The sequence below is a fragment of the Micromonospora sp. WMMD737 genome, assembly GCF_049179055.1.
GTDB lineage: Bacteria > Actinomycetota > Actinomycetes > Mycobacteriales > Micromonosporaceae > Micromonospora > Micromonospora reichwaldensis.
In genome coordinates this window covers 6,799,383-6,824,962 of the sequence record NZ_JBMHMH010000001.1, presented here as the reverse complement: position 1 = coordinate 6,824,962, position 25,580 = coordinate 6,799,383, and the positions used below count along the sequence as shown (strand labels likewise).

The following is a 25,580-nucleotide window of genomic DNA, read 5'->3' as shown; positions in this document are numbered from 1 at the left end:
CTGGTCAGCCCCCGGATGGATCGCGCACGCCCGGGTCCCGCCTCCGGTGCTCAGGCCGCGATCCGCAGCCGCCGGGGCGCCGGGACGGCCGGGGCGCCCCGGTACGCCGGCCCGGACGGGGTCCAGGAGCCCAGCACGGCGGCCCGGTCGGCGCCGGTCACCGAGGGCAGCGCGCCGGGCAGCCCGTGCCAGGAGAGCCAGCCCAGCAGGGCGAACGCGTACGCCTCCTTGGCCTGCGCGGGCACCCCCAGCTCGTCGGTGGTGCGCAGCCGCCAGCGCCCCGCCCCGAGGGCGGCCAGCCGGGCGGTCAGGGTGGGGTTGCGCACCCCGCCGCCGGCCGCCACCACCTCCGCCACGCCGTGCCGGTCGCACTCGGCGGCCACCACCCGGGCGGTCAGCTCGGTCAGGGTGGCGAGCACGTCGTCGGCCGGCACCGCCTCGCCGAGGGCGGCCAACCGGGCGTCCAGGTAGCCGGCGTGGAACAGCTCCTTGCCTGTCGACTTGGGCGGCGCCGCCGCGTAGTACGGCTCGGCGAGCAGCGCGTCGAGCAGGCCGGGGTGCACCCGACCGGCCGCCGCGCGGGCGCCGTCAAGGTCGCAGGGCCGCCCGAGGAGGCGGCGGGCCGCCGCGTCGAGCAGCGCGTTGGCGGGCCCGACGTCGTACCCGAGCACCGGCGCGCCCGGCGCGAGCACCGTGAGGTTGGCGATGCCGCCCAGGTTGAGCGCGGCGCGCGGGGCCGCGCCGTCGGCCGGGTCGAGCAGCAGCGCGTCGAACGCCGGGACCAGGGGCGCGCCCTGCCCGCCGGCCGCGACGTCCGCCGAGCGCAGGTCGCTGAGCACGGGTACGCCCACCCGGGCGGCCACCCGGGCCACCGAGCCCAGTTGCAGGGTCCCCCGGGCGCGCCCGTCGGCGACCCAGTGGAAGACCGTCTGCCCGGGCGAGACCACCGCGTCGACCGCCCCGCCGGCCAGCTCGACACCGATCGCCGCCGCCTCGGCGAAGACCTCGCCGAGGCGGTTGTCCAGCCGGCAGACGGCCTCGATCGTGGTGCTTTCGGGCGGCAGCAGCGCGCCGATCGCCTCGCGCAGCCCGTCGTCGTAGTCGAGGGCGCGGTGCCCCAGCGGGCGCAGCCGCAGCGTGTCCCCGTCGAGGGTGAACTCGGCGGCGGCCACGTCCACCCCGTCGTAGGAGGTCCCCGACATCAGCCCGACGATCTTCATGACGTCAGGCTAACGGTGGACTCAGTCGGGCGGCAGGAGCAGACCGACCAGTTCGACGTGCTGGGTCATCGGGAACAGGTCGAACCCGCGCAGCACGGTCAACCGCCACCCCAGCCCGGCGAAGGTGCGCACGTCGCGGGCGAAGGCGGCCGGGTCGCAGGCCACGTACGCCACCGCGCGGGGACCGGCGGCCACGATGTCGCGCACCACCCGGGCGCCCGCCCCGGAGCGCGGCGGGTCGAGCACCACCACGTCCACCGGCCCGGTGATCCGGCGGCGGGCCAGCGCGGTCTCCACCCGGCCGGCACGACCTCCACCCGGGGCAGGTCGCGCAGGTTCTCCCGGGCGGCGGCGACGCCCTGGGCCGCCGACTCGACCACTGTGACGCGGCCCGCGTCGCCGACCCGGTCGGCGAGCGCGGCGGCGAAGAGCCCCGCCCCGCCGTAGAGGTCCCAGGCCCGCTCCCCCGGGCGCGGGTCGACCAACGTGAGCACGGCGTCGACAAGGGTGTCGGCGGCGGCCGGGTGGACCTGCCAGAACGACGACGCCGGCAGCGTCCACTCCCGGCCGGCGGCCACCTCGCGGACCCGGTCCGGGCCGCTCACCGTGCGGGGCACCCCGTCGGCGACGGCGGTCACGGCCACGTCCCCGCCGGTGGAGGCGACGGTCTCGACCGCGTCCGCGTCCGGCCAGCGCGCCCCGGTCGGGGCCAGCACGGGCAGCTCGCGGATCGCCGGGTGGGCGATCAGGCAGCGGTCGATCGGGACCACCTCGTGCGAGCGGTGCTTGAGCAGGCCGGCCCGGCCCGCCCCGTCGACGGCGTAGCGGACCCGGGAGCGCCAGCCGAGGGGCCCGCCGGGCAGCGCCTCGACCCGGACGCCGAGGGCGTCCAGCTCGGCATCGGTGAGCCCGCCGAGGCGGGTGAGCTGCTCGCGCACCACCGCCGCCTTCCAGTCGAGCTGGGCGGCCGGGGCGACGTGTTGCAGGTCGCACCCGCCACACCGGCCCGGCTTCGCGTACGGGCAGGGCTGCTCGACCCGGTCCGGGGCGGCCTCGAGCACGCTCACCGCGTCGGCCCGGACGAACCCCTTGTGCACCTCGGTGACCTCGGCGACCACCCGCTCTCCGGGCAGCGCGTGCCGGACGAAGACCACCTGGCCGTCCACCCGTGCGACGCAGTGCCCGCCGGGCGCGACCGCCCCCACGGTCAGCTCGACCCGCTCGGCCTCCTCCAGCCCGCGGCCGTTCCCGTGCGCGCTCACCGTTCACCTCCACCACTCGGGCCGCTCTCGCCGGGCGGTGCGGACACGACGGGCGGGACGCTCGGCGGCAGGGTGCCGCGCGGCGCGACCCGGGGACCGCGTGCGGGCCCCCGGCTCAGTGTGGCGTCCAGCCGGTCCAGGTCCTTGCCGGCGGTCGAGGCGAGCTGCCACGGCACGCTGGTCACCATCACCCCCGGTTCGAAGAGCAGCCGGCCCTTCAGGCGCAGTGCGCTCTGGTTGTGCAGCAGGTGCTCCCACCAGCGCCCCACCACGTACTCCGGGATGAAGACCGTGACCACGTCGCGCGGCGACTCCCGGCGGACGCCGGCCACGTAGTTCAGGATCGGGCGGGTGATCTCCCGGTACGGCGAGTCGACCACGGTCAGCGGGACGGGCAGGTCCCGCCGCTCCCACTCCGCCTGCAACTCCCGGGTGTCCTTCTCGTCGACGTTGACGGTCACCGCGGTCAGCGTGTCCGGCCGGGTGGCCCGGGCGTACGCGATCGCCCGCAGCGTCGGCTTGTGCAGCTTGCTGACCAGCACGACGGCGTGGTTGCGGGCGGGCAGCACGGCGCGGCCCTCGTCCGGCGGGGTCAGCTCCGCGGCGATCCGGTCGTAGTGCCGGCGGATGCCCAGCATCAGCACGTAGATCATCGCCATCGCGGCGATGGCGATCCACGCGCCGAGCAGGAACTTGGTGACGAGCACGACGACCAGCACCGCGCCGGTCATCGCCATGCCGAAGGTGTTGATCGCCCGGGAGCGGAGCATCCGCCGGCGCGCCTGCGGGTCCCGCGCGGTCCTCAGGTGCCGGTTCCAGTGCCGGATCATGCCGGCCTGGGAGAGCGTGAAGGAGACGAAGACGCCCACGATGTAGAGCTGGATGAGCTTGGTCACCTCGGCCTGGAAGCCGACGATCAGCACGATCGCGGCGACGGCCAGGAAGACGATGCCGTTGGAGAAGGCCAGCCGGTCGCCGCGGGTGTGCAGCTGCCGGGGCAGGTAGCGGTCCTGGGCGAGGATCGAGCCGAGCACCGGGAAGCCGTTGAAGGCGGTGTTCGCGGCCAGGAAGAGGATCAGCGCGGTGACCCCGGCGACCACGAAGAGCAGCACCGAGCCGGAGCCGAAGACCGTCTCCCCGAGCTGGGTGGTGACGGTCTTCTGCACGTACCCCTCGGGGCCGGAGATGATCTGTAGCCTCGGGTCCTCGACGAACTGCAGGCCGGTGAGGCGGGACAGCCAGATGATGCCGACCAGCATCGCCACCGAGATGGTGCCGAGCAGCAGCAGCGTGGTGGCCGCGTTGCGGCTCTTCGGCGCCTTGAACGCCGGCACCCCGTTGGAGATCGCCTCCACGCCGGTCAGCGCCGCGCAGCCCGACGAGAAGGTGCGCAGCAGCAGGAAGACCAGGGCGAAGCCGGTGACGCTGTGCTCGGCCTGGATCTCCAGGCTGGCGCTGGGCGCGCGCAGGTCGTGGCCGAGCACGAAGACCCGGACCAGGCCGGTGAGCAGCATCCCGACCATCACGATGATGAAGCCGTAGGTGGGGATGGCGAAGGCCGTGCCGGACTCCCGCAGGCCGCGCAGGTTCACCGCGGTGAGCAGCACCACCGCGGTGACCGCGATCAGCACCTTGTGGGTGGCCACGAACGGCACCACCGAGCCCAGGTTGGCCACCCCGGAGGAGACCGAGACCGCGACCGTGAGCACGTAGTCCACCAGCAGCGCGCTGGCCACCGCGACCCCCGCCCGGGGCCCGAGGTTGACCGTGGCCACCTCGTAGTCGCCGCCGCCCGAGGGGTAGGCGTGCACGTTCTGCCGGTAGCTGGCGACGACGGTGAGCATCACCACCACGACGGCCAGGGCGATCCACGGCGAGAAGAAGTACGCCGAGGCGCCGGCGATGGAGAGGGTCAGCAGGATCTCGTCGGGCGCGTACGCGACGCTGGAGAGCGCGTCGGACGCGAACACGGGCAGCGCGATGCGCTTGGGCAGAAGCGTGTGCTTGAGCCGGTCGGACCGGAACGGTCGACCGAGGAGCAGCCGCTTCAGCAGCGAGGTGGGTCTGGCCACAACGGCCAAGCGTACGACCCCCCGGATGTGCCTCGTGGGGTGGCCGATCGCAACGTGGCGCGGCGGCGGAGTACCGTCGGTCCGCACTCGCGTCGGGAACGTGGCAGGCTCGCAGACGGCACGCTCACCGGCCGGGTGTGGCGCACCTTGAGGAGGGACGCGGTGCATGTCGTGATCATGGGTTGTGGCCGGGTCGGCTCGACCCTCGCCTACAGCCTGGAGTCCCGGGGGCACTCGGTCGCGGTCATCGACCACGACGCCGACGCCTTCCGCCGGCTCGGCCCGGACTTCGCCGGGATCACCGTCACCGGCGCCGGCTTCGACGGGGAGGTGCTGCGGCAGGCCGGCATCGAGCGGGCGGATGCCTTCGCGGCCGTCTCCAGCGGCGACAACTCCAACATCATCTCGGCCCGGCTCGCCCGGGAGACGTTCGGCGTGTCCCGGGTGGCGGCGCGGATCTACGACCAGCGCCGCGCGCAGGTCTACGAGCGGCTCGGCATCCCCACCGTGGCCACCGTCCGGTGGACCGCCGAACGGATGCTGCGGCACCTGGTGCCGGAGGGGAACGTGGAGATCTTCCGCGACCCGACGAGCACGGTGTCGATCATCGAGGTGCCGGTGCACAAGGACTGGGTCAGCCGGCCGGTACGCGCCCTGGAGGGGGCGACCGGGGCCCGGGTGGCGTACCTGATCCGCTTCGGCATCGGCACGCTGCCGACCAGCTCCAGCGTGGTCCAGGAGGGCGACCAGCTCTTCATGCTGGTCACCGACGACATCGCGGAGACGGTCACGTCGGTGGCGGCGGCGCCGCCGGAAGGAGGGCTGTGAGCATGCGCATCGCCATCGCCGGCGCGGGCAACGTGGGCCGCTCGATCGCCCAGGAGCTGATCGACAACGGCCACCAGGTGATGCTCATCGAGCGCCAGCCCAGGATGCTCCGCCCCGACCGGGTGCCGGCCGCCGACTGGGTGCTGGCCGACGCCTGCGAGCTGGCCAGCCTGGAGGAGGCCGACATCGCCGGCTGCGACGTGGTGGTCGCGGCCACCGGGGACGACAAGGTCAACCTGGTGGTCTCGCTGCTGGCCAAGACCGAGTTCGCGGTGCCCCGGGTGGTGGCCCGCGTCAACCGGGCCGAGAACGAGTGGCTCTTCACCGAGCAGTGGGGCGTCGACGTCGCGGTGAGCAAGCCGCGGGTGATGGCGGCCCTGGTCGAGGAGGCGGTCACCGTCGGCGACCTGGTCCGGCTGATGACGTTCCGGCAGGGCGAGGCGAACCTGGTGGAGATCACCCTGCCGCCGACCGCCCCGTACGTCGGGGAGCCGTTGCGCGCGGTCCCACTGCCCCGCGACTCGGCGCTGGTGGCGATCCTGCGCGGCAAGCGGGTGCTGGTGCCCACGCCGGACGACCCGTTGGAGGCCGGCGACGAGCTGATCTTCGTGTGCACCGCGGAGGTCGAGGACGCGGTCCGCGCGGTGGTGCTCGGAGCGGACAGCGTCGAGCGCACCCGCGAGCAGCGCTGAGGCGGCGGCCTCAGCCGCCGGGCAGTGCGGTGGGCCGGCTCAGCCGCCGGGCAGCGCCTCGGACTCCGCCTCCCGGGTGACCCGGCGGACCGTCCAGACCGTGATCAGCAGCAGCAGCACGTACGGCGGGTAGCCCAGCACCAGCCGCGCCACGCCGAGCGCCGTGTCCTGGTGGGCGAGGTAGAGCCCCGCCTGCACGCCCACCTTGGCCAGCCACACCACGCCCCACAGCACGGTGAGCCCGGTGAACGTGCGCACCAGGCGCGGGTCGGAGCGCCACTCGGAGCGGCCCTTGGCCACCAGCACCGACCAGATCCACCCCACCAGGGGCTGCCGGATGGCGGCCGAGAGCAGCAGGGCCAGGCCGTAGCCGATGCCGTAGAGGATGCCGGGGAGGTAGAAGTCGCGCTCGTCGCCGGTGCGCCAGGCGATCGCGGCGCCGACGGCCACGCCGAAGAGCCCGTTGACCGCGTGCCGGATTGGCCGGCGCTGCGCCAGCCGGAGCCCGGCGATCGCGAGGGCCACCACCACCGAGGCGATCACGGCGGGCCGCAGCTCGCCGATGATGTTGGCCAGCACGAAGACGACCACCGGGATGCTGGACTCGACCAGGCCCCGCCAGCCGCCGAGCTGGTCGGCCATCTGCTCGGCGAGGGTGGGCAGCGGCTCCTCGCCCTGCGGATCGCTCGCCGGCTGTGCCGCCCGGTGCTGTCCCGTCGTCATCGCACGCCTTCCGTCCGCCGCGGCCACCGGGTCACTTCGGCGGTTCCAGCTCGTAGTACGGGTTGTAGATGACCTTGCGGTCGTCGCGCACCGCCACCCGGCCGCGCGCGGTCAGGTGCCGGCCGGGCTCGATCCCGGCGATGTGCCGCCGGCCCAGCCAGACCAGGGTCACCACGTCGCTGCCGTCGTAGAGGTCCGCCTCCAGCGTGGGCAGGTTGGTCCGCGGGGTGTAGACGACCGTACGCAGCCGACCGGCCACCGAGACCACCTGACCCCGCGTGCACTGCCCGGCCGGAACACCGCCGTGCTCGGCGCTCTCCCGGCGCAGCTCCTGCGCCTCGATCTCCGCCTCGCTCGCCGTGAGCCGGCGCAGCATGCGGCGCAGCGGACCCCGGCCCTCGTCGGTCGACATGACCTCCGCGTCACCCTCTCCACGCTGGGCCGACGCGTCGCCGGCGCCCGGGACGGCCCCGGCGACGCCGGAACCGTCCCGCCAGCGTACGCCGACGGGGCCGGTCCCGGCGCGTCGTGACCGTCGGTCACGCCTCGCGGGGCGCGGGCGCGGGGTTGCCGTCGGCCGGCGCCTCCTGGACCGCCTGGTCGGCCACCTCACGGGGCAGCCGCAGCGGCAGCGGCTCGCGCACCGGCTTGGCCTCCTGGCCCCGGTCGACCACCAGGCCGTCGAGGCACTCGGCCAGCGGGCCGGCGGCGGCCGGGTCGGTGGCCACCTCGCCCTGGTAGACGCCGCGGACCATCCAGCGCGGCCCGTCGATGCCGACGAACCGCAGGTCGGTCAGCCCGTCCGGGGTACGCACGCGGGCGTGCAGCTCGATGCCGTACTCGCCCTGGACCTCCTGGGCCGCCGCGCCGTCGTTGAACAGCGACTTGCGGATCTCCTCGCGCACCTCGTCCCAGATGCCCTCGGAGCGCGGCGCGGCGAAGACACCGAGCTGGAGCGCGTTCGGGCCGTGCACGAGCACGACCTGCTGGATCACGCCCTCCGGGTCGGCCTGCACCCGCACCTCGACGTCGCGCACCGCCGGGATGTGCAGGCTGCCCAGGTCGAGCCGCTGCACTCCCTCGGGCGCCTCGGAGATGTCGTACGGGCCGCGGGCCGGGGTCGACTCCTCGTGCGAGTCGAGGACCTCGGTCGTCCGCTCGTCACGGGCGTGCCGTCCGGCACTGTCCCGCTTCCGGGAGAAGATCACTGCGCCAACCCTCCGCTGTTCGCTCTCACCCTGCCACCTCTTCCGTCCGGCCGCCTGCCCGGTCCCGCTCTTCCCGCCGCACGTCCGGCGACCGCCGTCCGTCCGGTGCCTCCGGGGCCGCGTCCTGTCCGCCGTCCGCCGGGGACGGCACCAGGCCGGCGTGGCCGCCCGTGGAGCCGTGGCCGCCGGTCCCGCGCCGGGACGCGGGCAGCTCGGCCACCGGCCGGAAGTCCGCCCGTGCCACCCGTTGCACGACGAGCTGCGCGATGCGGTCACCACGGGAGATCTTCGCCGGTGTCTCCCGATCATGGTTGATCAGGTTGACCAGGATCTCACCCCGGTAGCCGGCGTCGACCGTACCGGGCGCGTTGAGCACCGTCACGCCGAGTCTGGCCGCGAGCCCCGAACGGGGGTGGACCAGGCCCACGTACCCCTCGGGCAACGCGATCGCCACGCCGGTCGGGACCAGGGCCCGGCCGCCGGGTGGCAGCTCGACGTCCGCCGCGGCCACCAGGTCCGCGCCGGCATCGCCGGGATGGGCGTACGCCGGCAGCGGCAGCTCGGGGTCGAGCTGCCGTACGGGCACGGGTACGACGTCGGTCACGGTTCTCCTCTTCCGTCCGTTTCCTGGGGTGACCCTGCCATCCTGCCGGTTCCGTCGCCCGTCGTGCGCCGTACCCTCGCAGGAGTGAGCCTGTCACCATCCTCGCCGTCCCCGGCGCCGCCCGCCGCGGTGCCCCCGCAGCACGCCGAGCGGCTCGGTCTGCCCTGGTGGCTGTGGCTGGGTGGCCTGGCCGCGGCCGCGCTGCTGGCCCTCGAGGTCTGGATGGGCGCCCCCGGCGTCCGCGCCTGGCTGCCCTTCGTCGTGCTGCTCCCGGCGACCGTCGCCGGCCTGGCCTGGCTGGGCCGGATCCGGATCGCCGTACGCGACGACGAGCTGCGGGTGGACGACGCCCGGCTGCCCGTCCGGTTCGTCGCCGACGTCGTCCCGTTGGACGCCGCCGGCCGGCGTGAGGTGCTCGGGGTCGGCGCCGACCCGCTGGCGTTCGTGGTGCAGCGGCCGTGGATCCCCGGCGCCGTGCAGGTGGTCCTCGACGACCCGGCCGACCCCACCCCGTTCTGGGTGGTCAGCACCCGGCACCCGGTCGAGCTGGCCGAGGCGCTCCTCGCCGCCCGCGACGCCGCCCGGCCCTGAGCCGTCCGGCGCCCGGTCGCGCCGTCCCCCTGCCCGACGCCGGGCCCCCGCTCGGGGCCGGTCTCCTGCCCGGCTGCCGCCCGTTCGCCCGGCGTCGGTCCTCCGCTCCGGCCCCGGTTCCCTGCCCGGCTGCCGCCCGTTCGCCCGGCGCTGTCCCGCGACGTTGGCGACCCGGGCCGTGCTCGCTGCCGTCGCCGGCTCAGCGGGCGCCGGGGAGGGCCGGCGGGGCGTCCGGCAGGGCCTTGGCCTGGCGACGCAGGTCGCTGCGGAGCTGGTCCGCCATGGTCCGGGTGGCCCGGCGGTTGAGGTAGCTGGCCACCGCCGCCCCGGTGAGGAAGGGCCCGAGGGTGGTCAGGTTGCGGCCGAAGCGCTTGAGCAGCGTGTCCCGCAGCTCCTTGCGCGCGGCGGTGCCCAGCACGGCGCTCACGCCGACACCGGGCATCATCGGGTTGATCCCCCGCTGGCCGGCCCAGGACTGCACCAGCGCGACCGCCCGCTGGGTGCCGCCGCCCGGCACCGGGACCCCGTAGACCTCGTGCAGTTCGCCGATCAGCTTCAGTTCGACCGCCACCACGGCGACCGTCTCGGCGGCCAGCAGGACCGGCGCGGAGAGCAGGGTCGGGGCGACCGCCCACTCGACCGCCGCCACTCCCCCGCCGGCGGCGCCGATGCCGGCCGTCGTCCGCGCGGCGTTGCGGACCAGCCGCTCGGCCAACGCCTCGCCGTCCAGGCCGTCGAAGTGCCGGCGCAGGGTGGCCAGGTCGCGTACGGGCACGTGCGGGGCGACCTCGGCGACCGTGTCGACCATCCAGCGCACCGCGCTCTTCGGCTTGAACAGGTCGGTCAGCCCACGCGCCCGCGCCTGCCCGACGAGTCGGCCGAGCAGTTGCCGCCGGCGCGCCGGCGCGACGTCGTCGGCGGTCAGGGCCGCGACGGTGGCACCCAGCTCGTCCGTGCCGCGCGCGGGCACCGCGTCGACGTGGTCGTCCCGCGCGGCGGGGGCGTCCGCGCCGTCGGCCCGGCCCTGGTCCGCGCCACGCGTGCCGCCGGACTCGCTCCGCTCGCTCATGGTCCGACCTCCCGAATGGACCGACGTCGTCATGACGGTCACCCGTCAACGAGTCAAGCAGGTCCCCGGGAATGCCGCACGGCGACTCGGGCAGCGGCGGCCCCGACGAGGGAGCCGCCGCTGGTGCGGACGCACGGTGTCAGACGCACTCGCGGCAGATCAGGTCGCCGTTGCGCTCGACCGCCAACTGGCTGCGGTGGTGCACCAGGAAGCAGCGGGCACACCGGAACTCGTCCTGCTGCATCGGCAGCACCTTGACCGTGAGTTCCTCGTCCGCCAGGTCGGCGCCGGGCAGCTCGAAGCTCTCGGCCACCTCGGCCTCGTCGACGTCCACGGCGCCCGACTGTGAGTCGACGCGTCGGGCCTTGAGCTCTTCCAGGCTGTCCTCGCCGAGGTCGACCTCGTCGCGACGCGGGGCGTCGTAGTCGGTGGCCATCGGTTTCACTCTCCCATATCGATGTTGTCGCTTCCGGTTGTAACGCCGGACGACGCTGTTTCGGTTCCGCTGGCCGGCCACCACTTGTGTCGGTCACCCGACCCGAAGACAGCACGGACGGAGGCATCCCCAAGGAACACCCGACGAGCGCGGAACCATACCCCCCCATTTGGCGAGGCATGTATACCGCCCTCGTGGCTGAGATGTACGCCCCCGCACGCGAAGTTGTTCCCAATGTGACTCAGGCGACACGAAGATAGGGGTAGTACTACCCGGTTCCCGGATGGCGCGCCGGCATGTCCGGCTGTTTCCACGCGACGGCCGGACAACCGTTAACCTCAGCGGCGTACTCGACGGCCGGCGGGGCGGCCCGACCACCGGCGGCCGCCACCACCCACCCACTGTCCGGGGAGCACCCTGATGAGCTTTGCACGAGTGCGAGCACTCGTTGTCGTCGGCCTGCTGGCGGTGCTGGCCCTCGTCTTCGTGGTCGTCGCACTGGTCCGCGACACCCAGAGCAGCGCCGGCCTCGCCGGAGGCTGTCCCGAGGGCTGGCCGATGGCCGACGTGACCTTGCGGGAACCCAAGGACGTCAAGATCAACGTCTACAACGCCACCGACGAACCGGGTCGGGCCAGCACCGTCGCGGACGACTTCCGCAACCGCAAGTTCCAGGTCAAGAAGGTCGGCAACGAGAAGAAGCACATCGACGACATCGCGGTCCTGCGCTACGGCCCGAAGGGTGTCGGCTCGGCGCACCTGCTGCGGGCGTACTTCCTCGACAACGCCGAGTGGGACTACGACGCCAAGCGCACCGACGACGTCGTCGACGTAGTGCTCGGCGGCGGCTTCCAGCAGCTCGCCACCACCACCGAGGTCAACCAGTCCCTGGGCGACCTCGGCGCGCCGGTCGCACCGGCCGAGTCCTGCCCGATGTCCGAGGACGACTGACCACGCCGTGCCCCCGGTCCCGCCGGGGGCACGGCGCCGGCCGGTCAGGGACCGCCCGAGGCGTCCAGGTCCGCGAGGCGGTCGTGCAGCGGCTTGAACAGCGCCGCCGGCGCGGCGATCACCAGGTCCGGGCCCGCCGGCAGCCCGCCCAGCCCGGCGACCAGCAGCCCGGCCTCGCTCGCCACCAGGGCACCGGCGGCCTGGTCCCAGGCGGCGAGCCCCTTCTCGTAGTAGGCGTCCACCCGGCCCTCCGCGGCCAGGCAGAGATCCAGCGCCGCGGCGCCGAACCGGCGGATGTCCCGGATGTGCGGGATCAGCTCGGCGACCACCCGGGCCTGGTGCGCCCGGCGCCCCGGGTCGTAGCCGAAACCCGTGGCGACCAGCGCCTGGCCGAGATCGGTCTCCGTGGAGCAGCGCAGCCGCTCGCCGTCGCGCCAGGCGCCCCCGCCGGCGGTGGCCGTCCACTCCTCGCCGGTGCTGACGTTGCGCACCACCCCGGCGACCACCTCGCCGTCGACCTCGGCGGCGAGCGACACCGCGCAGTGCGGGATCCCGTAGAGGTAGTTGACCGTGCCGTCGATCGGGTCCACGATCCAGCGGACGCCGCCGGGGCCGACCGGGCCGGTCTCCCCCGCCCCGTACTCCTCGCCGAGGACGGCGTCGCCCGGCCGCAGCCGGCGCAGCGCGTCGATCACCTGCCGCTCGACCGCCCGGTCGGCCGCGGTCACCACGTCGGTGACCGTGCTCTTGGTGGCCGCCACCGACACGCCCTCGACCCGCATCCGGTACGCGGTGGCGGCCGCGTCCCGGGCCACCTCGACCGCGATGTCCAGCAGTTCCGCCGGCGCCGAGCGATCCATCGTTCGTCCCCTTCCCGCACGGCCGGGGTGTTCCGGGTCACGCGCTGTACCATCCTTACAAAGTCCACATCTACGTCGAATCGGCGGTCCCCGCCGCCGGTCCGCCGTGCGGCGAGGGATGATCGCCGCAGACGGCGTTACAATTCACCCCTGCCCACGCTGCGACGGACCGCCAACGACCGGCCGGCCCGGGACACGGGGGTACCTCAACCACATCGCCCGGCAAGGTGCCCCGCTCTGCGTCGGACGACCCGGCCGTGCTCGCTCTTCGCCTCCGGAAGGTCATTCGTGACAGAACCCCGCCAGACCGGCGCCGACGTTCGCTCGCTCACCGACACTCTGATCGCCCACGCGCAGAGCGCCGGCGGCCAGCTCACGTCGGCTCAGCTCGCGCGCACCGTCGAGTCCGCCGAGGTGACTCCGGCCCAGGCCAAGAAGATCCTGCGGGCGCTCTCCGAGGCGGGAGTGACCGTGGTGGTCGACGGCTCGGCGAGCACCCGCCGCCGCGTCGCCGCCGCCCGATCGGCCACCCCCGCGTCCCGGGCCACCACCGCCAAGACCACCAAGAAGGCCGTCGCGCCCGCCCCGAAGCAGGCGCCCGCCGCGGACGAGGCCCCGGCGCCCGCCCCGCGCAAGGCCGCCCCGCGCAAGGCCACCGGCACCACCGCCGAGGTGGCCGCCAAGGCCGCCGCGCCCGCGAAGGCGACCAAGTCGACCCGGGCCACCAAGGCCACGGTCGCGGCGGCCGGCGCCAAGCCGGCCAAGGCCGGCGGCAAGGCCAAGGGCGAGGGCGCCGAGGGCGACATCGACCCGGAGGAGCTGGCCGCCGCGATCGAGGACGTGGTCGTCGAGGAGCCGGCGGAGCTGACCCGCGCCGCCGAGACCGACGCCGCCAACTCGGCCAGCGACAACGACTTCGAGTGGGACGACGAGGAGTCCGAGGCGCTCAAGCAGGCGCGTCGCGACGCGGAGCTGACCGCCTCCGCCGACTCGGTCCGGGCCTACCTCAAGCAGATCGGCAAGGTCCCGCTGCTCAACGCCGAGCAGGAGGTGGAGCTGGCCAAGCGGATCGAGGCCGGGCTCTACGCCGCGGAGCGGCTGCGCGCGGCCGACGAGGGCGAGGAGAAGCTCACCCGCGAGATGCAGCGGGACCTGGGCTGGATCTCGCGCGACGGCGAGCGCGCCAAGAACCACCTGCTGGAGGCCAACCTCCGGCTGGTCGTCTCGCTGGCCAAGCGCTACACCGGTCGCGGCATGGCCTTCCTCGACCTGATCCAGGAGGGCAACCTCGGCCTGATCCGCGCGGTCGAGAAGTTCGACTACACCAAGGGCTACAAGTTCTCCACGTACGCCACCTGGTGGATCCGGCAGGCGATCACCCGGGCCATGGCCGACCAGGCCCGCACCATCCGCATCCCGGTGCACATGGTCGAGGTCATCAACAAGCTCGGCCGCATCCAGCGCGAGCTGCTCCAGGACCTGGGCCGCGAGCCCACCCCGGAGGAGCTCGCCAAGGAGATGGACATCACACCGGAGAAGGTGCTGGAGATCCAGCAGTACGCCCGGGAGCCCATCTCGCTGGACCAGACCATCGGCGACGAGGGCGACAGCCAGCTCGGTGACTTCATCGAGGACTCCGAGGCCGTGGTCGCGGTCGACGCGGTCTCGTTCTCGCTCCTGCAGGATCAGCTCCAGCAGGTGCTGCAGACGTTGTCCGAGCGTGAGGCGGGGGTGGTACGCCTGCGCTTCGGGCTGACCGACGGCCAGCCGCGCACGCTGGACGAGATCGGCCAGGTCTACGGGGTGACCCGGGAACGCATCCGGCAGATCGAGTCCAAGACGATGTCCAAGTTGCGCCACCCGTCGCGTTCGCAGGTGCTCCGGGACTACCTGGACTGATCGCGATCGTCAACCGAACGTGTCGTTTTGACCACCTGGCGTGCAACGTCGGAAGGTGATCGTTCGGTTGCACGATTGTGATCGTTGACGTGGCACCCTTGGTGCACGGCACACTGTCCCTGCCATGTGTGACCTCGGTCCCCCGCGGGCACACAGGGAAGGCAGCGCCGGGACAGGGTGTTGCACGATAGGTGAGCAAAGACCGAAGAGAGTGTTCATCGGTGACGACCAGAGGAGGAAGGCGATGACCCCGACCCTCACGCCGCCGCCCGAGACGGTGGCTCCCCCAGCCGCCGATGAACGGTGCGACCGCTGCAATGCTGCCGGCAAGCTCCGGATCACTCTGGCGGGTGGGAGCGAGCTGGTGTTCTGTGGGCACCACGCGAACAAGTACGCGGAGGATCTCGTGAAGATCACCGTGCGGTTCGCGACGGACCCGGAGTTCAGCTGGCGTGGCGCCGATCTGATGGCGAACTGAGATCCGCAAACCCACGACATAGCCGGCCGGAGGCCCCCTGAGGGGCCTCCGGCCGGCTTTTGGCGTCCCCCCGCCCGGCCACGCCCGCGCCGCCCGGCACGCCCGTTACCGGGCACCGGTGGCGGGCCGGTCGACAGCCGTCAGAGGGTCTGGACGGTGGCGATGCGTTCCTCGAGCTGCTCGATGGTGGCCTGGGCGCTCGGCGGGCCGCCGCAGAGGCGGCGCAGCTCCGCGTGGATCTTCCCGTGCGGCTGCCCCGTGCGGTGGTGCCGGGCGGCCACGAGGGCGTTCAGTTGGCGGCGTAGGGCGACCCGACGCTGGGCGGCACTCATTGGTGCCGGCGGCGCCGTGGGCGCCGCAGCGGCCGCCTCAGCCGGCCTGGCGGCCCGGCGGCGCTGGGCCGCGAGCTGTTCCTGCTGCCGCTTGGTCAGCAGCAAAGCCACCTGGTCGGCGGTGAGCAGCCCGGGCAGGCCCAGGTACTCCTCCTCCTCGGGGGTGCCGGCCTGGGCGGCGGTGCCGAACGAGGCGCCGTCGAAGATCACCTGGTCCAGCTCGGCCGTGGCGGAGAGCGCCGCGAAGCGCTTCTCCAGTTCGCCGCTGGCCTGGTCGTCGCGCTGGGCGCGCTCCAGCAGGTCGTCGTCGAAGCCCTCGCGGTCCTTGGGCTTGCCCAGCACGTGGTCCCGCTCGACCTCCATCTCGCTGGCCAGCCCGAGCAGGTGCGGCACGCTGGGCAGGAAGACCGAGGCGGTCTCGCCGGGGCGGCGGGCGCGGACGAACCGGCCGATCGCCTGCGCGAAGTAGAGCGGGGTGCTGGCGCTGGTCGCGTACACGCCGACCGCCAGCCGGGGGATGTCGACGCCCTCGGAGACCATCCGGACCGCCACCAGCCAGCGCTGCTCGGACGCCGCGAACGTCGCGATCCGCGCCGAGGCGCCCACGTCGTCGGAGAGCACCACCGCCGCGCGCTCGCCTGTGACCTGCTCGATGAGCTTCGCGTACGAGCGGGCGGTCTGCTGGTCGCTGGCGATGATCAGCCCGCCGGCGTCGGGCATCCCCGCGTTGCGCAGCACGGTCAGCCGGGCGTCGGCGGCCCGCAGCACCTGCGGCATCCAGTCGCCGGCCGGGTCGAGCGCGGTGCGCCACGCCTGCGCGACGAGGTCCTGGGTCATCGGCTCGCCGAGCCGCGCCGCCAACTCCTCCCCCGCGTTGGTGCGCCACCGGGTCTCCCCCGAGTACGCCAGGAAGAGCACCGGCCGGACGACGCCGTCGCGCAGCGCGTCGGCGTAGCCGTAGACCGAGTCGGCGCGGGAGCGCAGCAGACCGTCCCCGCCGCGCTCGTACTCGACGAACGGGATCGGATTGTCGTCGGAGCGGAACGGGGTCCCGGTGAGCATCAACCGGCGCTCGGCACCCTCGAAGGCCGCCTTCACCCCGTCGCCCCAGGAGCGGCTGTCCCCCGCGTGGTGGATCTCGTCGAGGACGACCAGGGTGCGCCGGGTGAGGGTGCGCCGCTTGTGCACGTGCGGCGCCATGCCCACCTGCGCGTACGTTACGACCGCGCCGTGGAAGTCGGCGGAGGAGTGCAGGTCGGCGTTGCGGAAGGCGGCGTCGAGCTGGATGCCGACCCGGGCCGCCGCCTGCGCCCACTGGGTCTTCAGGTGCTCGGTGGGTGCCACCACGGTCACCGCCTCGACGGTGCCGTCGGCGAGCAGCTCGGCGGCGATCCGCAGGGCGAAGGTGGTCTTTCCGGCGCCGGGGGTGGCGACCGCCGTGAAGTCGGGGTCCCGCCGACGCAGGTACTCCACGAGTGCCTTGCGCTGCCATGCGCGCAGTGCCGGAAACGTCTCGATCGCCGGCAACCGGGCCGCCACGGGAAGCTCCTCTCCGACCGCCTGACGGCGGACCCCGGGCGAGGGCCACGGGTACCGCCGCCCATGAAAACGCCTCCGCGCAGTGGGTGCCGCGAAGGCCGACCCAGCATAACCAGCGCCGCCCCGCCGGGCCCACGCGACATACGGGCCACGCCGGTCCCACCGCCTCCGCCCCGGGCCCCGAGGCTGGCACCACGGGGGAGGCATCACGGGTCAGGAGTCAGGGGAGAACGCCTTTCGGCTCTGCCTTTGGCCGCCGCTGCGTTATCCATGACGATATGGTCGAATAGTCGACTTCGTGCAGGCCTTCGCCAACGAGGCCCAGGTCTCGCCGTGCCGCCTCGTAAAAATTGGACCGGGCGGGGCCGGACAGTTCGAGCGCCTGCGCGAACCTGGCCACATCGTACGAATCCTCGGAGACGATGCTCACCAGGCTCCAGATCGTCCGGTGCCACTGCCGCGCCGCCTCGACGGCCTGCGGGGTGCCGACCAACAGCACGGTCTCCCACTTGGCCGCACGTGCGGCATCCGCTGCCTGCAGTCGTACGAGATCGTCGGGAGATGCCGAGGAATCCGTGTCACGGTGCCGGCGCGCGTCCACCTCCAGGGTCAGCTGGAAGAGCTCCTTCACTGCGCCGGCGTAGTTCGCGTAGGCTGCCGCCCTCATGTCGCCCCACCGGGCCTGATGCTCCCGACGCCACCTGGACCGCTCGGTCGACGTCGACACGAGATAGGACCCCAGAGCGCCGATCAGCACGCCCGCAAGGGTTGGCAACTGCTGGAGAAGTGCAGACAAGACGATCTCCGCTCTCTTGGCGGACCGACCTGGCACTCATCTTCCCACCACGAAGCAACAGGGTCGTGGATCGCGGAACGGGCTGCCGTCACTCCCGCCGGCCGCGCATGCCGGTCCTGGGCGGCCGCGTGGTCGGCACCGGCGCGGACCACCGGCGGCGCAGCGACACCAGGCGCAGCAGGAAGACGAAGACCGCCGCGGCCGTGAGCCAGGCGGCGTTGGCGTGCCCGAGGGCGTCCAGCAGCACCACGAGGATCGAGCCGGCGAGCGCGGCGACGGCGTAGATCTCCCGCCGCAGCACCACCGGGATCTCGGCGGTGAGCAGGTCCCGCCCGAGGCCGCCGCCGATCGCGGTGAGCATGCCGATCACGCAGGCCCCCACCGCCGGCACCTGGGCATCGAGGGCCTTGACCGTGCCGGTGACGGTGAACAGCGCCAGCCCGGCCGCGTCCAGCACCAGCACGGTGGTGCGCAGCCGGGCGAACTCGGGGTGCAGCCAGAAGACGGCCGCGGCGGTGACGGCGGCCGTGGCGGCGTACCGCCAGTCGCCGAAGGCCAGCGGCGGCGCCTCGTCGATCGCCAGGTCCCGGAAGATCCCGCCACCGAGCGCGGCCACGAAGCCGACGAAGACGACGCCGAAGAGGTCGAGCCGTTTGGCAACCGCCGCGGAGGCCCCGGAGGCGGCGAAGACCGCCACCCCGGTGAGGTCGGCGAGGAGCAGGGCGGTGGAGGTGGTCACCGGCGAAGGTTACGTGCGCGACCGGGAGGGTCGCCCGCGCTCACTCGCCCCAGGAGTCGTAGATCTCCTTGCACTTCGGGCAGACCGGCGATCCGGGCTTGGCGGCCTTGGTGACCGGGAAGGTCTCCCCGCACAGCGCGACGACGAAAGTGCCCATGACGGCGCTCTCGGCGATCTTCTCCTTGCGCACGTAGTGGAACATCTCGGGACCGGTGTCGGCGTCCTTCAGCTCCGGACGCTCGAGAACCTCTGTGCTCACTTCTGCACCTCCGACCGTCAAGTCTGGCAGGTCACCCCCGCTCCGGTCCACTTCAGGTCGCCCGGACCGGGGCCGTACGGTGGTGACGTGACCGACTTTCACATCCGCTACGGCAGCGAGGTTGCCGACGCCCTGCGCGACGGGCGTCCCGTCGTCGCCCTGGAGAGCACCATCGTCTCGCACGGCCTGCCCCGGCCGGACAACCTGCGGGTGGCCCGCGAGATCGAGCAGGCCGTCCGGGACGCGGGCGCGGTCCCGGCGACCATCGGCATGGTCGGCGGGCGGCTCGTGGTGGGTCTCGACGACGCGGAGCTGACCCGGCTCGCCACCGTCGACGGGGTTGCCAAGCTCTCCGTACGCGATCTCGCCCTCGCCGCCGCGACCGGCGCGGACGGTGCCACGACGGTGGCCGCGACCAGCGCGGTGGCCGACGCCGCCGGGATCGGCGTGTTCGCCACCGGCGGCCTCGGCGGGGTGCACCGCGAGGCGGCGCAGACCTTCGACGAGTCCGCCGACCTGGTCACCCTGGCCCGTACGCCGATCGCGGTGGTCTGCGCCGGGGTCAAGTCGATCCTCGACGTGGGCGCGACCCTGGAGCGGCTGGAGACCCTCGGCGTCGGCGTGGTCGGCTTCCGGACCCGGCGCTTCCCCGGTTTCTTCATCACCGACGGCGGCTTCGACCTGGTCTGGTCGCTGGAGTCCCCGGAGCAGGTCGCGGACGTGCTGGCGGCCCGCGAGCAGCACGGCGCACACCACGGCGGCCTGATCGTGGCCAACCCGCTGCCGACCGACGAGCAGCTCGACCCGGAACTGCACGACCGCACCCTCGCCGACGGGCTCGCCCTGCTGGAGCGCGACGGGGTGACCGGCAAGGACGTGACGCCCTACCTGCTCGCACACTTCCACTCGGCGACCGAGGGGGCGAGCCTCGCGGTGAACGTCCGGATCATCCTGCGCAACGCCGACCTCGCGGCCCGGATCGCCGTCGCCGCGGCCGCCCGCCGCGCCGGGGCATGACCGCAGGGCGCGTCCTCGTCGTCGGTGACCTGATCACCGACGTGGTGGCGGTGCTGGCGGGGCCGGTGGCCACCGGATCGGACACGCCGGCGGCGATCCGGTTCAGCGGCGGCGGCCAGGCCGCCAACACCGCGGCCTGGCTCGCCGCGCAGGGCGTACCTGTCACGCTGGTCGGTGCCGTCGGCGACGACGACGCCGGGCGGGACCGGGTGGCCGAATTGGAGCGGGCGGGGGTCGACTGCGCGACGCGGGTGTGCCCCGACCGCGCCACCGGGACGGTCATCGTGCTGGCCACGGCCGGGGAGCGGTCGATGATCACCGAGCGGGGCGCGAACCTGCGGCTGACCCCGGGCGACGTCGACGCGGCCCTGACGGCGGCGCCGGACGCGCGGCACCTGCACCTGTCCGGGTACACCCTGCTGGACGCCGAGTCCCGACCGGCGGGGCTGCGGGCGTTGGCCGCCGCCCGCGAGCGCGGGCTCACCACCAGTGTCGACGCGGCCTCCGCGGCCCCGCTGCGGCGGGTCGGCGCGGCGGCCTTCCTGTCCTGGGTACGCGGGGTCGACCTGCTCCTGGTCAACGCCGACGAGGCCACGGTGCTGGCCGGCGGGCTGGACCCGGCGGCGCAGGGGCGGGCGCTGTCGGCCTCCGCCCGGCGGATCGTCGTCAAGCAGGGCGAGGCCGGGGCGGTCTGGGTGGACCGGGACGCCGCGGTGGCCGTGGCGCCGGCCCGCCGGGTGTCGGTGGTCGACGTCACGGGGGCCGGGGACGCGTTCGCGGCCGGGCTGCTGGCCGCCTGGCTCGACGGCGCCCAGCCGGCGGTGGCGCTGGGCCGCGCCGGCGACCTCGGCGCCCTCGCGGTCTCCCAGATCGGCGCCCGCCCCTCCCCCTGACGTGTGGGCCGGAGGGCGGGGTGGGATCAGGGCTCGGCGTCGATGATCTTGTGCGGGCGCTCCTCGGCGGTGAGGCTCATCGGCGGGGTCTCGTCCCGGTGCCGCGGCTGGAAGCGGTTGGCCAGCCGGTGCTCCTCCTTGGGCGGGCGGTCGTTGGCCAGCAGCACGGCCAGCCACGGAATGAGCACCATGCCCAGGGCCACCATCGGCAGCCAGAGCCAGAGCAGCGGGGCCTGCACGCCGACCAGGACGGCACCGACGATCACGCAGGCCACCCGGATGCCCATCATCAGCACGTAACGCTTCTGACGGCTGGTGAGCTGGTCGTCCTGGCTGCGCGAGGCGTCGGTGATCAGGATCGGCTGGTACGCCTGACGCTTCACCACGGACCTCCTCGAGGGGGTTACGCCCCATCCTGTCACCTGCGGCGCGTGATCAGCGAAAATCGCTCGACCCGGCCCCGTGTTACCTGCGTGGTACGCTCGCGCCGTGGGCAGCAGGTTCAGCTTCACCGACGAGGCGTTGGCCAACCTGAGGGTCTACGACGTCACGCCCGGGGAAGTCTGGGAGGCGCTGCACAGCACCCGCCGGGTCATCCGACACCTCGGCGACGACGTGATGGTCGTCTACGCCGCCGCCCGCCGGGGGCGTCGGCTGGCCGTGCTGCTCGCCGAGGCCGACGGCACCGACAACGACTGGGACATCCTCTCCGCCCGCGAGCTGAGCGACGTCGAGGCGAAACGCTACGACGAGGCCGTGCGGAGATCTCGCCGATGAGGAGGCGGTGACGATGAACCGTAACGACGCGACCAAGCAGTTCCACAGCGGCGGTGACCGGCTCGCGGAGCTGATCGACGGGAGCCAGCAGGTGGAGCTTCCCACCCCCGACACCGACACCCCCATGGTCAGCCGCTCGGTGCGCCTGCCGCTGGAGACGTACGAGCGGGTCCGCGCCGCCGCCGACGCACGCGGCATCGGGGTCACCACCCTCATGCGGCAGTGGATCGAGGCCGGCCTGGCAGACCTGGACGACTCGGCCACGGTCTCCCTCGCCGACGTCCGGCGGGCGCTGGCCGCCCTCTCCCGGCCGACCGCCGCCTGACCCGCCCCGTCACGGCGCGGGGAACTCGCCCCCACCGGTCCCGCCGTGCCCGAGCGGCGACGCGGCCGACTCGGGCGGGCGGCCCCTGCTGCGCCACGCGTCGGCGGACGCCACCCCCGCCAGCACCACGGCGACCAGCGCCAGGGCCACCATCGGCGACACCAGGGTGAGCGCCGGGCCCAGCAGGAGCAACACCAGCAGGCCCGCCACCCGAGACCGGGACACCCGGCCGAAGATCTCGTACTCGAAGCGGGCCCGGGCCGCCAGGAAGATCGCCGGGCCGCCGACGACGAAGACCAGCCAGGTCGGGTCGGTCCGGCCGTGCGGGTGCGCGATCACCAGTTCGTAACCGACGGCGGTGCTCAGCACGCCGACCACGATGACCAGATGGGTGCTGCTGGCGGAGGTGCCCAGCCGCCCGGGCGACCGGGCCACCCGCAGCGCCTCGGCGAGCAGGTGACCCGCCCGGTGGAAGTAGATCCGCCAGAGCAGCGCCGTGGTGGCGAAGGCGGTCGCGAAGGCGCCGGCCCGGTCGGCGGTGAACTCCGCGCCGCTGTACGTCAGCCCGATGACCAGGATGGTCTCCCCCAGCGAGATGAGGAAGATCTGCTGGTAGCGGTCGGCCAGGTGCTCACCGGCGATCAGCCAGCCGGCGGTGCGCGCCGGGCCCAGCCGGGGCAGCGGCCAGCCGAGCAGCAGGCCGGCGAAGTCGACGGCCACGGCGAGCGCCCAGAGTGGCAGGCGCAGTTCCTCCGGCCCGACCGCGCCGGTCAGCCACGGCACGGCCCCCGCGGCGGCCCAGGCGAGGAGCCGCAGCGGGACCGTGCGGCGCGGATGGCGGCGCAGGGCCGTGGCGATGATCAGAGGCCGGACGAGCATCACCGCCAGGTACGCCAGCACGAACGAGGGTGCCCGGTCCTCGAACGCCCGGGGCAGCGCCACGGCCATCACCATGGCGCCGAACATCGTCCCGACCACGACGAACTGGATCACCGGCTGCTCCGGCTCGTACCGGCTGGTGACCCAGGTGGTGATCGACCAGAGCAGCCACAGGGCCAGGAAGAGCACGCCCGTGCGCCCGATCTCGGCCAGCAGCGTCCCGACGGAGCCTCCGGTGCCCTCGACCAGACGCAGCGAGACCCGGGTCAGCGCGAAGACGAAGACCAGGTCGAAGAAGAGCTCCAGGAAGGTGGCCCTGGGCGAGCTGTCCTCCGGCCGCAGCAACCGCCCGCCGCGTTCGTCCGTCATCGGCTGTCCGTCGTCGCCATCCTGGCTACAACGACCGCCACGACGGCGCGGTTGCGTCAGCCCTCGCCGGACTTCGCCTTCGCCGCCGCCTTCATCTGCTGCTTGTACTCGCGCACCCGGCGCAGCGAGTCCGCGTCGGTGACGTCGGCCACCGACCGCTGGGCGTCCGGGTCACCGTAGTCGCCGGCCGCCTCCCGCCAGTCCCTTGGCGTGACCCCGAACCGCTTGCCGAGCAGCGCGACGAAGATCTGCGCCTTCTGCCTGCCGAAGCCGGGCAGCTCACCGACCCGGCGCAGCAGCTCCCGGCCGTCGGCCACGTCCGACCAGAGCCCGGTGGCGTCGCCGTCGTACCGGTCGACGAGGGTCCGGCACACCTCCTGCACCCGGGCCGCCATCGCCTTCGGGAAGCGGTGCAGCGCCGGCGGCTGGGCGAACAGGGCGACCAGCGCCTCCGGGTCGTGGTCGGCCAGCTCCCGGGCGTCCAGGTCGCGCCCGAGGCGCTGCGCCAGCACGTACGGCGAGGAGAACGCCTTCTCCATCGGCACCTGCTGGTCGAGGACCATCCCCAGCAACAGGGCCAGCGGATCCCGGTTGACGAGTTCGTTGGCCTCGGGGTCGATGGGCAGTGCGAGCGTCATGGCGCCATCCTGCCCTGACCGGAGACGGCGGAGGCGCGTACGCCGCAGTTGGCGACGCACGTGTCGGCAGGCGCGTGCCGGCGACGGAGCGCAGGTGGCCCGGCTGCGTGCGCTGATCCCCCGGGTGGCCGGACCCCGCCGCCGGGCACCAGGCAGGATGGCGACGTGGACGGACACGACATGTTGCTCTCCCCCGCCGGCGTCGAGGCGCTACGGACCGCGCTGACGCGGGCCGGGTTCACCTCGAACGGCATCGCCACCCGGCTCGGCCCGCAGGCCACCGGCGGGGTGGCCCGCAACGACTTCCGGGCCGCGCTGCGCGCCACCGAGGACCGCGACCCGCTCGGCACCCTGATCCGGGTGTTCGTCTGCGAGCAGACCGAGCCGGAAGATGCCGTGGCCGCCGCGCTGGCGCCGCTGGCGCTGGCCGAGGCGCTCGCCGGAGGTCTGGTCGAGCGGCACGGCGACGGGCTGCGGATGGGGGTGGACCTGGAGCCGTACGGGGACGAGTGGTGGGTGCTCGCCGACGTGCCGGCCAGTGCCCGGCCCGGCCGCCCGCTGCACGCCGAGCACGTGCTCGGCATCGGCGGGGCGACGCAGACGCTGATCGGCGCGACCGTCCGCCGGCCCGTCGAGTCCGCGCTGGACCTGGGCACCGGGTCCGGCGTGCAGGCCCTGCACCTGGCCAGCCACGCGCGGCGGGTCACCGCCACCGACCTGTCGGCGCGGGCGCTGCGCTTCGCCGCCACCACCGCCGCGCTCAACGGCCAGGACTGGGAACTCCTCCGTGGTGACATGGTCGCCCCCGTCGCCGGGAGGCGCTTCGACCTGGTGGTGAGCAACCCGCCGTTCGTGGTGGGCCCCGGCACCACCACGCACGTCTACCGCGACTCGGGGCGGGTCGGCGACGCGATCGGCGCGGAACTGGCCGCCGCCGCGCCGGGCCTGCTCACCGAGGGCGGCACGATGCAGTACCTGGCCAACTGGGTGCACGTCGCCGGGGAGGACTGGGGCGAGCGGGTGACCGGCTGGTTCGCCGGCACGGGGCTGGACGCCTGGGTCATCCAGCGTGAGGTGGCCGACCCGATGGCGTACGTCAACCTGTGGCTCACCGACGTCGGCGAGGCGGCCGACCCGCGCCGGATGGCGGACTGGCTGGACTGGTTCGACGCGCACAAGGTGGAGGCGGTCGGCTTCGGCATCGTCTCGCTGCGCCGCTCGGGCCACGACGACCCGGTCGTGCGGGTGGAGGACCTGCGCCAGCGGGTGGAGGCGCCGCTCGGCGACCGGGTCGACACGTGGTTCGACCGCCAGGACTGGCTGCGCGCCCGCGACACCGACGGGCTGCTCGCCGCCCGCTTCCGGGCCGCCGAGGGCCTCCAGCTGCGGCAGGAGGCCACCATGGGCGACGAGGGCTGGGCGGTGGACCGGCAGGTGCTGGCCATGCCGCACGGCCTGCGCTGGACCGAGGAGATCGACCCGCTCGTCCTGGCCCTGGTCGGCGGCGCCGACGGGCGGCTGGCGCTACGCGACCAGCTCGCCCTGCTCGCCGCCGCGCACGACGTCGCCCCCGGGGAGCTGGCCGAGGCGGCCGGGCCGATCGTCGCGCACCTCGTCGAGCGCGGCTTCATCGAGCCGGTGACCGGCTGATGCGGGCCGTGGTGCAGACCGTCGGCCGGGCCGCCGTGACGGTCGACGGCGAGGTGGTCGGCGCGATCGACGACGGGCTGCTGGTGCTGCTCGGGGTGACCCACACCGACACCGTGGAGACCGCCCTGACCATGGCCCGCAAGGTACACGAGCTGCGGATCCTCGACGAGGAGCGGTCCGCGGCGGACACCGGCGCGCCGGTCCTGGTGGTCAGCCAGTTCACCCTCTACGGCGACGCCCGCAAGGGCCGCCGTCCGAGCTGGACGGCGGCGGCCCCGGCCGAGGTCGCGGAGCCCCTGGTGACGGAGGTCGTGGCGGCGCTGCGCACCCGGGGCGCGAAGGTGGAGACCGGCCGCTTCCGCGCCCACATGCTGGTCGAGAGCGTCAACGTAGGCCCCCGTACGGTGCTGCTCGACATCTGACCGGCCCGGCGTGCACCCGCCCGCCATCGCCGCTCAGGCCGACCACCACCCA

Annotated in this window: 28 protein-coding genes and 1 pseudogene; 12 read left to right on the top strand and 17 right to left on the bottom strand. The window is 73.9% G+C overall.

The window, feature by feature from the left end:
• Positions 1 to 50: 50 nt before the first annotated feature.
• From ACN27A_RS30250 to ACN27A_RS30240, 3 genes and pseudogenes are all read right to left on the bottom strand, one after another.
• Positions 51 to 1,220, bottom strand: a complete 1,170-nt coding sequence (locus ACN27A_RS30250; RefSeq protein ID WP_421457902.1) for an anhydro-N-acetylmuramic acid kinase — start codon at positions 1,218 to 1,220, stop codon at positions 51 to 53.
• Positions 1,221 to 1,241: 21 nt separating this feature from the next.
• A pseudogene (locus ACN27A_RS30245) lies at positions 1,242 to 2,482 on the bottom strand (class I SAM-dependent RNA methyltransferase).
• Positions 2,479 to 4,554, bottom strand: coding sequence for an APC family permease (locus ACN27A_RS30240; RefSeq protein WP_421457901.1), 2,076 nt, complete (start codon positions 4,552 to 4,554; stop codon positions 2,479 to 2,481). The pseudogene ACN27A_RS30245 and the gene ACN27A_RS30240 overlap by 4 nt, the downstream one beginning before the upstream one ends.
• Before the next feature lie 162 nt (positions 4,555 to 4,716).
• On the opposite strand from ACN27A_RS30240, the gene ACN27A_RS30235 reads away from it, so the two are divergent.
• Positions 4,717 to 5,382, top strand: a complete 666-nt coding sequence (locus tag ACN27A_RS30235; protein WP_132233041.1) for a potassium channel family protein — start codon at positions 4,717 to 4,719, stop codon at positions 5,380 to 5,382.
• Between the two features lie 2 nt (positions 5,383 to 5,384).
• On the top strand, positions 5,385 to 6,074 hold the full coding sequence (locus ACN27A_RS30230) for a potassium channel family protein (protein WP_132233250.1): 690 nt from the start codon (positions 5,385 to 5,387) through the stop codon (positions 6,072 to 6,074).
• A 39-nt stretch (positions 6,075 to 6,113) separates the two neighbouring features.
• On the opposite strand, the gene ACN27A_RS30225 is transcribed toward ACN27A_RS30230, so the two are convergent.
• The 4 genes from ACN27A_RS30225 to dut form a co-directional block, all read right to left on the bottom strand.
• Positions 6,114 to 6,797 (bottom strand): DUF3159 domain-containing protein, encoded by a 684-nt coding sequence (locus ACN27A_RS30225; protein ID WP_421457900.1) that lies wholly within the window; start codon positions 6,795 to 6,797, stop codon positions 6,114 to 6,116.
• Between the two features lie 31 nt (positions 6,798 to 6,828).
• Positions 6,829 to 7,209, bottom strand: coding sequence for an OB-fold nucleic acid binding domain-containing protein (locus ACN27A_RS30220; protein WP_132233037.1), 381 nt, complete (start codon positions 7,207 to 7,209; stop codon positions 6,829 to 6,831).
• Between the two features lie 127 nt (positions 7,210 to 7,336).
• Positions 7,337 to 8,005: a DUF3710 domain-containing protein gene (locus ACN27A_RS30215; protein ID WP_421457899.1), complete on the bottom strand. Its 669-nt coding sequence runs from the start codon at positions 8,003 to 8,005 to the stop codon at positions 7,337 to 7,339.
• Positions 8,006 to 8,030: 25 nt separating this feature from the next.
• Complete coding sequence (gene dut, locus ACN27A_RS30210; RefSeq protein ID WP_421457898.1) at positions 8,031 to 8,609, bottom strand: dUTP diphosphatase; 579 nt, start codon at positions 8,607 to 8,609, stop codon at positions 8,031 to 8,033.
• 90 nt (positions 8,610 to 8,699) lie between these two features.
• Between dut and ACN27A_RS30205 the strand changes: the two genes are divergently transcribed.
• On the top strand, positions 8,700 to 9,200 hold the full coding sequence (locus ACN27A_RS30205; RefSeq protein ID WP_421458670.1) for a DUF3093 domain-containing protein: 501 nt from the start codon (positions 8,700 to 8,702) through the stop codon (positions 9,198 to 9,200).
• A 199-nt stretch (positions 9,201 to 9,399) separates the two neighbouring features.
• Here ACN27A_RS30205 and ACN27A_RS30200 read toward each other — a convergent pair whose 3' ends face one another.
• A complete protein-coding gene (locus ACN27A_RS30200) occupies positions 9,400 to 10,269 on the bottom strand; it encodes a hypothetical protein (protein ID WP_421457897.1) in 870 nt (289 codons plus the stop codon).
• Between the two features lie 139 nt (positions 10,270 to 10,408).
• Positions 10,409 to 10,705, bottom strand: a complete 297-nt coding sequence (locus ACN27A_RS30195) for a DUF4193 domain-containing protein (RefSeq protein WP_013284790.1) — start codon at positions 10,703 to 10,705, stop codon at positions 10,409 to 10,411.
• Between the two features lie 435 nt (positions 10,706 to 11,140).
• Between ACN27A_RS30195 and ACN27A_RS30190 the strand changes: the two genes are divergently transcribed.
• The gene (locus ACN27A_RS30190; protein WP_421458669.1) at positions 11,141 to 11,656 is read left to right on the top strand and encodes a LytR C-terminal domain-containing protein; all 516 of its coding nucleotides are present in this window, start codon (positions 11,141 to 11,143) and stop codon (positions 11,654 to 11,656) included.
• A gap of 44 nt (positions 11,657 to 11,700) precedes the next feature.
• On the opposite strand, the gene ACN27A_RS30185 is transcribed toward ACN27A_RS30190, so the two are convergent.
• Entirely contained in the window at positions 11,701 to 12,516 is an 816-nt protein-coding gene (locus ACN27A_RS30185; protein WP_421457896.1) for an inositol monophosphatase family protein, read from the bottom strand.
• A gap of 288 nt (positions 12,517 to 12,804) precedes the next feature.
• On the opposite strand from ACN27A_RS30185, the gene ACN27A_RS30180 reads away from it, so the two are divergent.
• Positions 12,805 to 14,415 (top strand): RNA polymerase sigma factor, encoded by a 1,611-nt coding sequence (locus tag ACN27A_RS30180; RefSeq protein WP_421457895.1) that lies wholly within the window; start codon positions 12,805 to 12,807, stop codon positions 14,413 to 14,415.
• Positions 14,416 to 14,659: 244 nt separating this feature from the next.
• Positions 14,660 to 14,893, top strand: coding sequence for a DUF7455 domain-containing protein (locus ACN27A_RS30175; protein WP_074474066.1), 234 nt, complete (start codon positions 14,660 to 14,662; stop codon positions 14,891 to 14,893).
• A 140-nt stretch (positions 14,894 to 15,033) separates the two neighbouring features.
• On the opposite strand, the gene ACN27A_RS30170 is transcribed toward ACN27A_RS30175, so the two are convergent.
• The 4 genes from ACN27A_RS30170 to ACN27A_RS30155 all read right to left on the bottom strand — a co-directional run bounded on the left by ACN27A_RS30170 (position 15,034) and on the right by ACN27A_RS30155 (position 18,558).
• Positions 15,034 to 16,764 carry a DEAD/DEAH box helicase gene (locus ACN27A_RS30170; RefSeq protein ID WP_421457894.1) on the bottom strand — a complete coding sequence of 577 codons (1,731 nt, stop codon included), beginning with the start codon at positions 16,762 to 16,764 and terminating at the stop codon, positions 15,034 to 15,036.
• Between the two features lie 220 nt (positions 16,765 to 16,984).
• A complete protein-coding gene (locus ACN27A_RS30165) occupies positions 16,985 to 17,560 on the bottom strand; it encodes a hypothetical protein (protein ID WP_421457893.1) in 576 nt (191 codons plus the stop codon).
• Positions 17,561 to 17,648: 88 nt separating this feature from the next.
• Positions 17,649 to 18,299, bottom strand: a complete 651-nt coding sequence (locus ACN27A_RS30160) for a trimeric intracellular cation channel family protein (RefSeq protein ID WP_421457892.1) — start codon at positions 18,297 to 18,299, stop codon at positions 17,649 to 17,651.
• A 40-nt stretch (positions 18,300 to 18,339) separates the two neighbouring features.
• A complete protein-coding gene (locus ACN27A_RS30155; protein ID WP_089001394.1) occupies positions 18,340 to 18,558 on the bottom strand; it encodes a DUF3039 domain-containing protein in 219 nt (72 codons plus the stop codon).
• Positions 18,559 to 18,645: 87 nt separating this feature from the next.
• Between ACN27A_RS30155 and ACN27A_RS30150 the strand changes: the two genes are divergently transcribed.
• Entirely contained in the window at positions 18,646 to 19,575 is a 930-nt protein-coding gene (locus ACN27A_RS30150; protein WP_421457891.1) for a pseudouridine-5'-phosphate glycosidase, read from the top strand.
• Entirely contained in the window at positions 19,572 to 20,468 is an 897-nt protein-coding gene (locus tag ACN27A_RS30145) for a carbohydrate kinase family protein (protein ID WP_421457890.1), read from the top strand. The genes ACN27A_RS30150 and ACN27A_RS30145 overlap by 4 nt, the downstream gene beginning before the upstream one ends.
• 26 nt (positions 20,469 to 20,494) lie before the next feature.
• On the opposite strand, the gene ACN27A_RS30140 is transcribed toward ACN27A_RS30145, so the two are convergent.
• A complete protein-coding gene (locus tag ACN27A_RS30140; RefSeq protein ID WP_132233017.1) occupies positions 20,495 to 20,851 on the bottom strand; it encodes a DUF3099 domain-containing protein in 357 nt (118 codons plus the stop codon).
• 106 nt (positions 20,852 to 20,957) lie between these two features.
• Between ACN27A_RS30140 and ACN27A_RS30135 the strand changes: the two genes are divergently transcribed.
• The gene (locus ACN27A_RS30135; RefSeq protein WP_225851882.1) at positions 20,958 to 21,245 is read left to right on the top strand and encodes a hypothetical protein; all 288 of its coding nucleotides are present in this window, start codon (positions 20,958 to 20,960) and stop codon (positions 21,243 to 21,245) included.
• 13 nt (positions 21,246 to 21,258) lie between these two features.
• Positions 21,259 to 21,570 carry a hypothetical protein gene (locus tag ACN27A_RS30130; protein WP_311413457.1) on the top strand — a complete coding sequence of 104 codons (312 nt, stop codon included), beginning with the start codon at positions 21,259 to 21,261 and terminating at the stop codon, positions 21,568 to 21,570.
• Between the two features lie 9 nt (positions 21,571 to 21,579).
• Here the strand turns inward: ACN27A_RS30130 and ACN27A_RS30125 are convergent, their stop codons facing one another.
• Together ACN27A_RS30125 and ACN27A_RS30120 are read right to left on the bottom strand one after the other, a co-directional pair.
• Positions 21,580 to 22,818: a low temperature requirement protein A gene (locus tag ACN27A_RS30125; RefSeq protein WP_421457889.1), complete on the bottom strand. Its 1,239-nt coding sequence runs from the start codon at positions 22,816 to 22,818 to the stop codon at positions 21,580 to 21,582.
• Positions 22,819 to 22,874: 56 nt separating this feature from the next.
• Positions 22,875 to 23,456, bottom strand: a complete 582-nt coding sequence (locus ACN27A_RS30120) for an HhH-GPD-type base excision DNA repair protein (protein WP_421457888.1) — start codon at positions 23,454 to 23,456, stop codon at positions 22,875 to 22,877.
• 165 nt (positions 23,457 to 23,621) lie between these two features.
• On the opposite strand from ACN27A_RS30120, the gene ACN27A_RS30115 reads away from it, so the two are divergent.
• Together ACN27A_RS30115 and dtd are read left to right on the top strand one after the other, a co-directional pair.
• A complete protein-coding gene (locus tag ACN27A_RS30115) occupies positions 23,622 to 25,106 on the top strand; it encodes a DUF7059 domain-containing protein (protein WP_421457887.1) in 1,485 nt (494 codons plus the stop codon).
• Complete coding sequence (dtd, locus tag ACN27A_RS30110; protein WP_421457886.1) at positions 25,106 to 25,528, top strand: D-aminoacyl-tRNA deacylase; 423 nt, start codon at positions 25,106 to 25,108, stop codon at positions 25,526 to 25,528. Before ACN27A_RS30115 ends, dtd begins: the two co-directional genes overlap by 1 nt.
• Positions 25,529 to 25,580: the final 52 nt, after the last annotated feature.

Coding starts and splice junctions, on each gene's coding strand:
- ACN27A_RS30250 (WP_421457902.1), bottom strand. CDS start 1,220: ATGAAGATCGTCGGGCTGATGTCGGGGACCTCCTACGACGGGGTGGAC.
- ACN27A_RS30230 (WP_132233250.1), top strand. CDS start 5,385: ATGCGCATCGCCATCGCCGGCGCGGGCAACGTGGGCCGCTCGATCGCC.
- ACN27A_RS30225 (WP_421457900.1), bottom strand. CDS start 6,797: ATGACGACGGGACAGCACCGGGCGGCACAGCCGGCGAGCGATCCGCAG.
- ACN27A_RS30220 (WP_132233037.1), bottom strand. CDS start 7,209: ATGTCGACCGACGAGGGCCGGGGTCCGCTGCGCCGCATGCTGCGCCGG.
- ACN27A_RS30200 (WP_421457897.1), bottom strand. CDS start 10,269: ATGAGCGAGCGGAGCGAGTCCGGCGGCACGCGTGGCGCGGACCAGGGC.
- ACN27A_RS30195 (WP_013284790.1), bottom strand. CDS start 10,705: ATGGCCACCGACTACGACGCCCCGCGTCGCGACGAGGTCGACCTCGGC.
- ACN27A_RS30185 (WP_421457896.1), bottom strand. CDS start 12,516: ATGGATCGCTCGGCGCCGGCGGAACTGCTGGACATCGCGGTCGAGGTG.
- ACN27A_RS30175 (WP_074474066.1), top strand. CDS start 14,660: ATGACCCCGACCCTCACGCCGCCGCCCGAGACGGTGGCTCCCCCAGCC.
- ACN27A_RS30145 (WP_421457890.1), top strand. CDS start 19,572: ATGACCGCAGGGCGCGTCCTCGTCGTCGGTGACCTGATCACCGACGTG.
- ACN27A_RS30130 (WP_311413457.1), top strand. CDS start 21,259: ATGAACCGTAACGACGCGACCAAGCAGTTCCACAGCGGCGGTGACCGG.
- ACN27A_RS30125 (WP_421457889.1), bottom strand. CDS start 22,818: ATGACGGACGAACGCGGCGGGCGGTTGCTGCGGCCGGAGGACAGCTCG.
- ACN27A_RS30120 (WP_421457888.1), bottom strand. CDS start 23,456: ATGACGCTCGCACTGCCCATCGACCCCGAGGCCAACGAACTCGTCAAC.
- dtd (WP_421457886.1), top strand. CDS start 25,106: ATGCGGGCCGTGGTGCAGACCGTCGGCCGGGCCGCCGTGACGGTCGAC.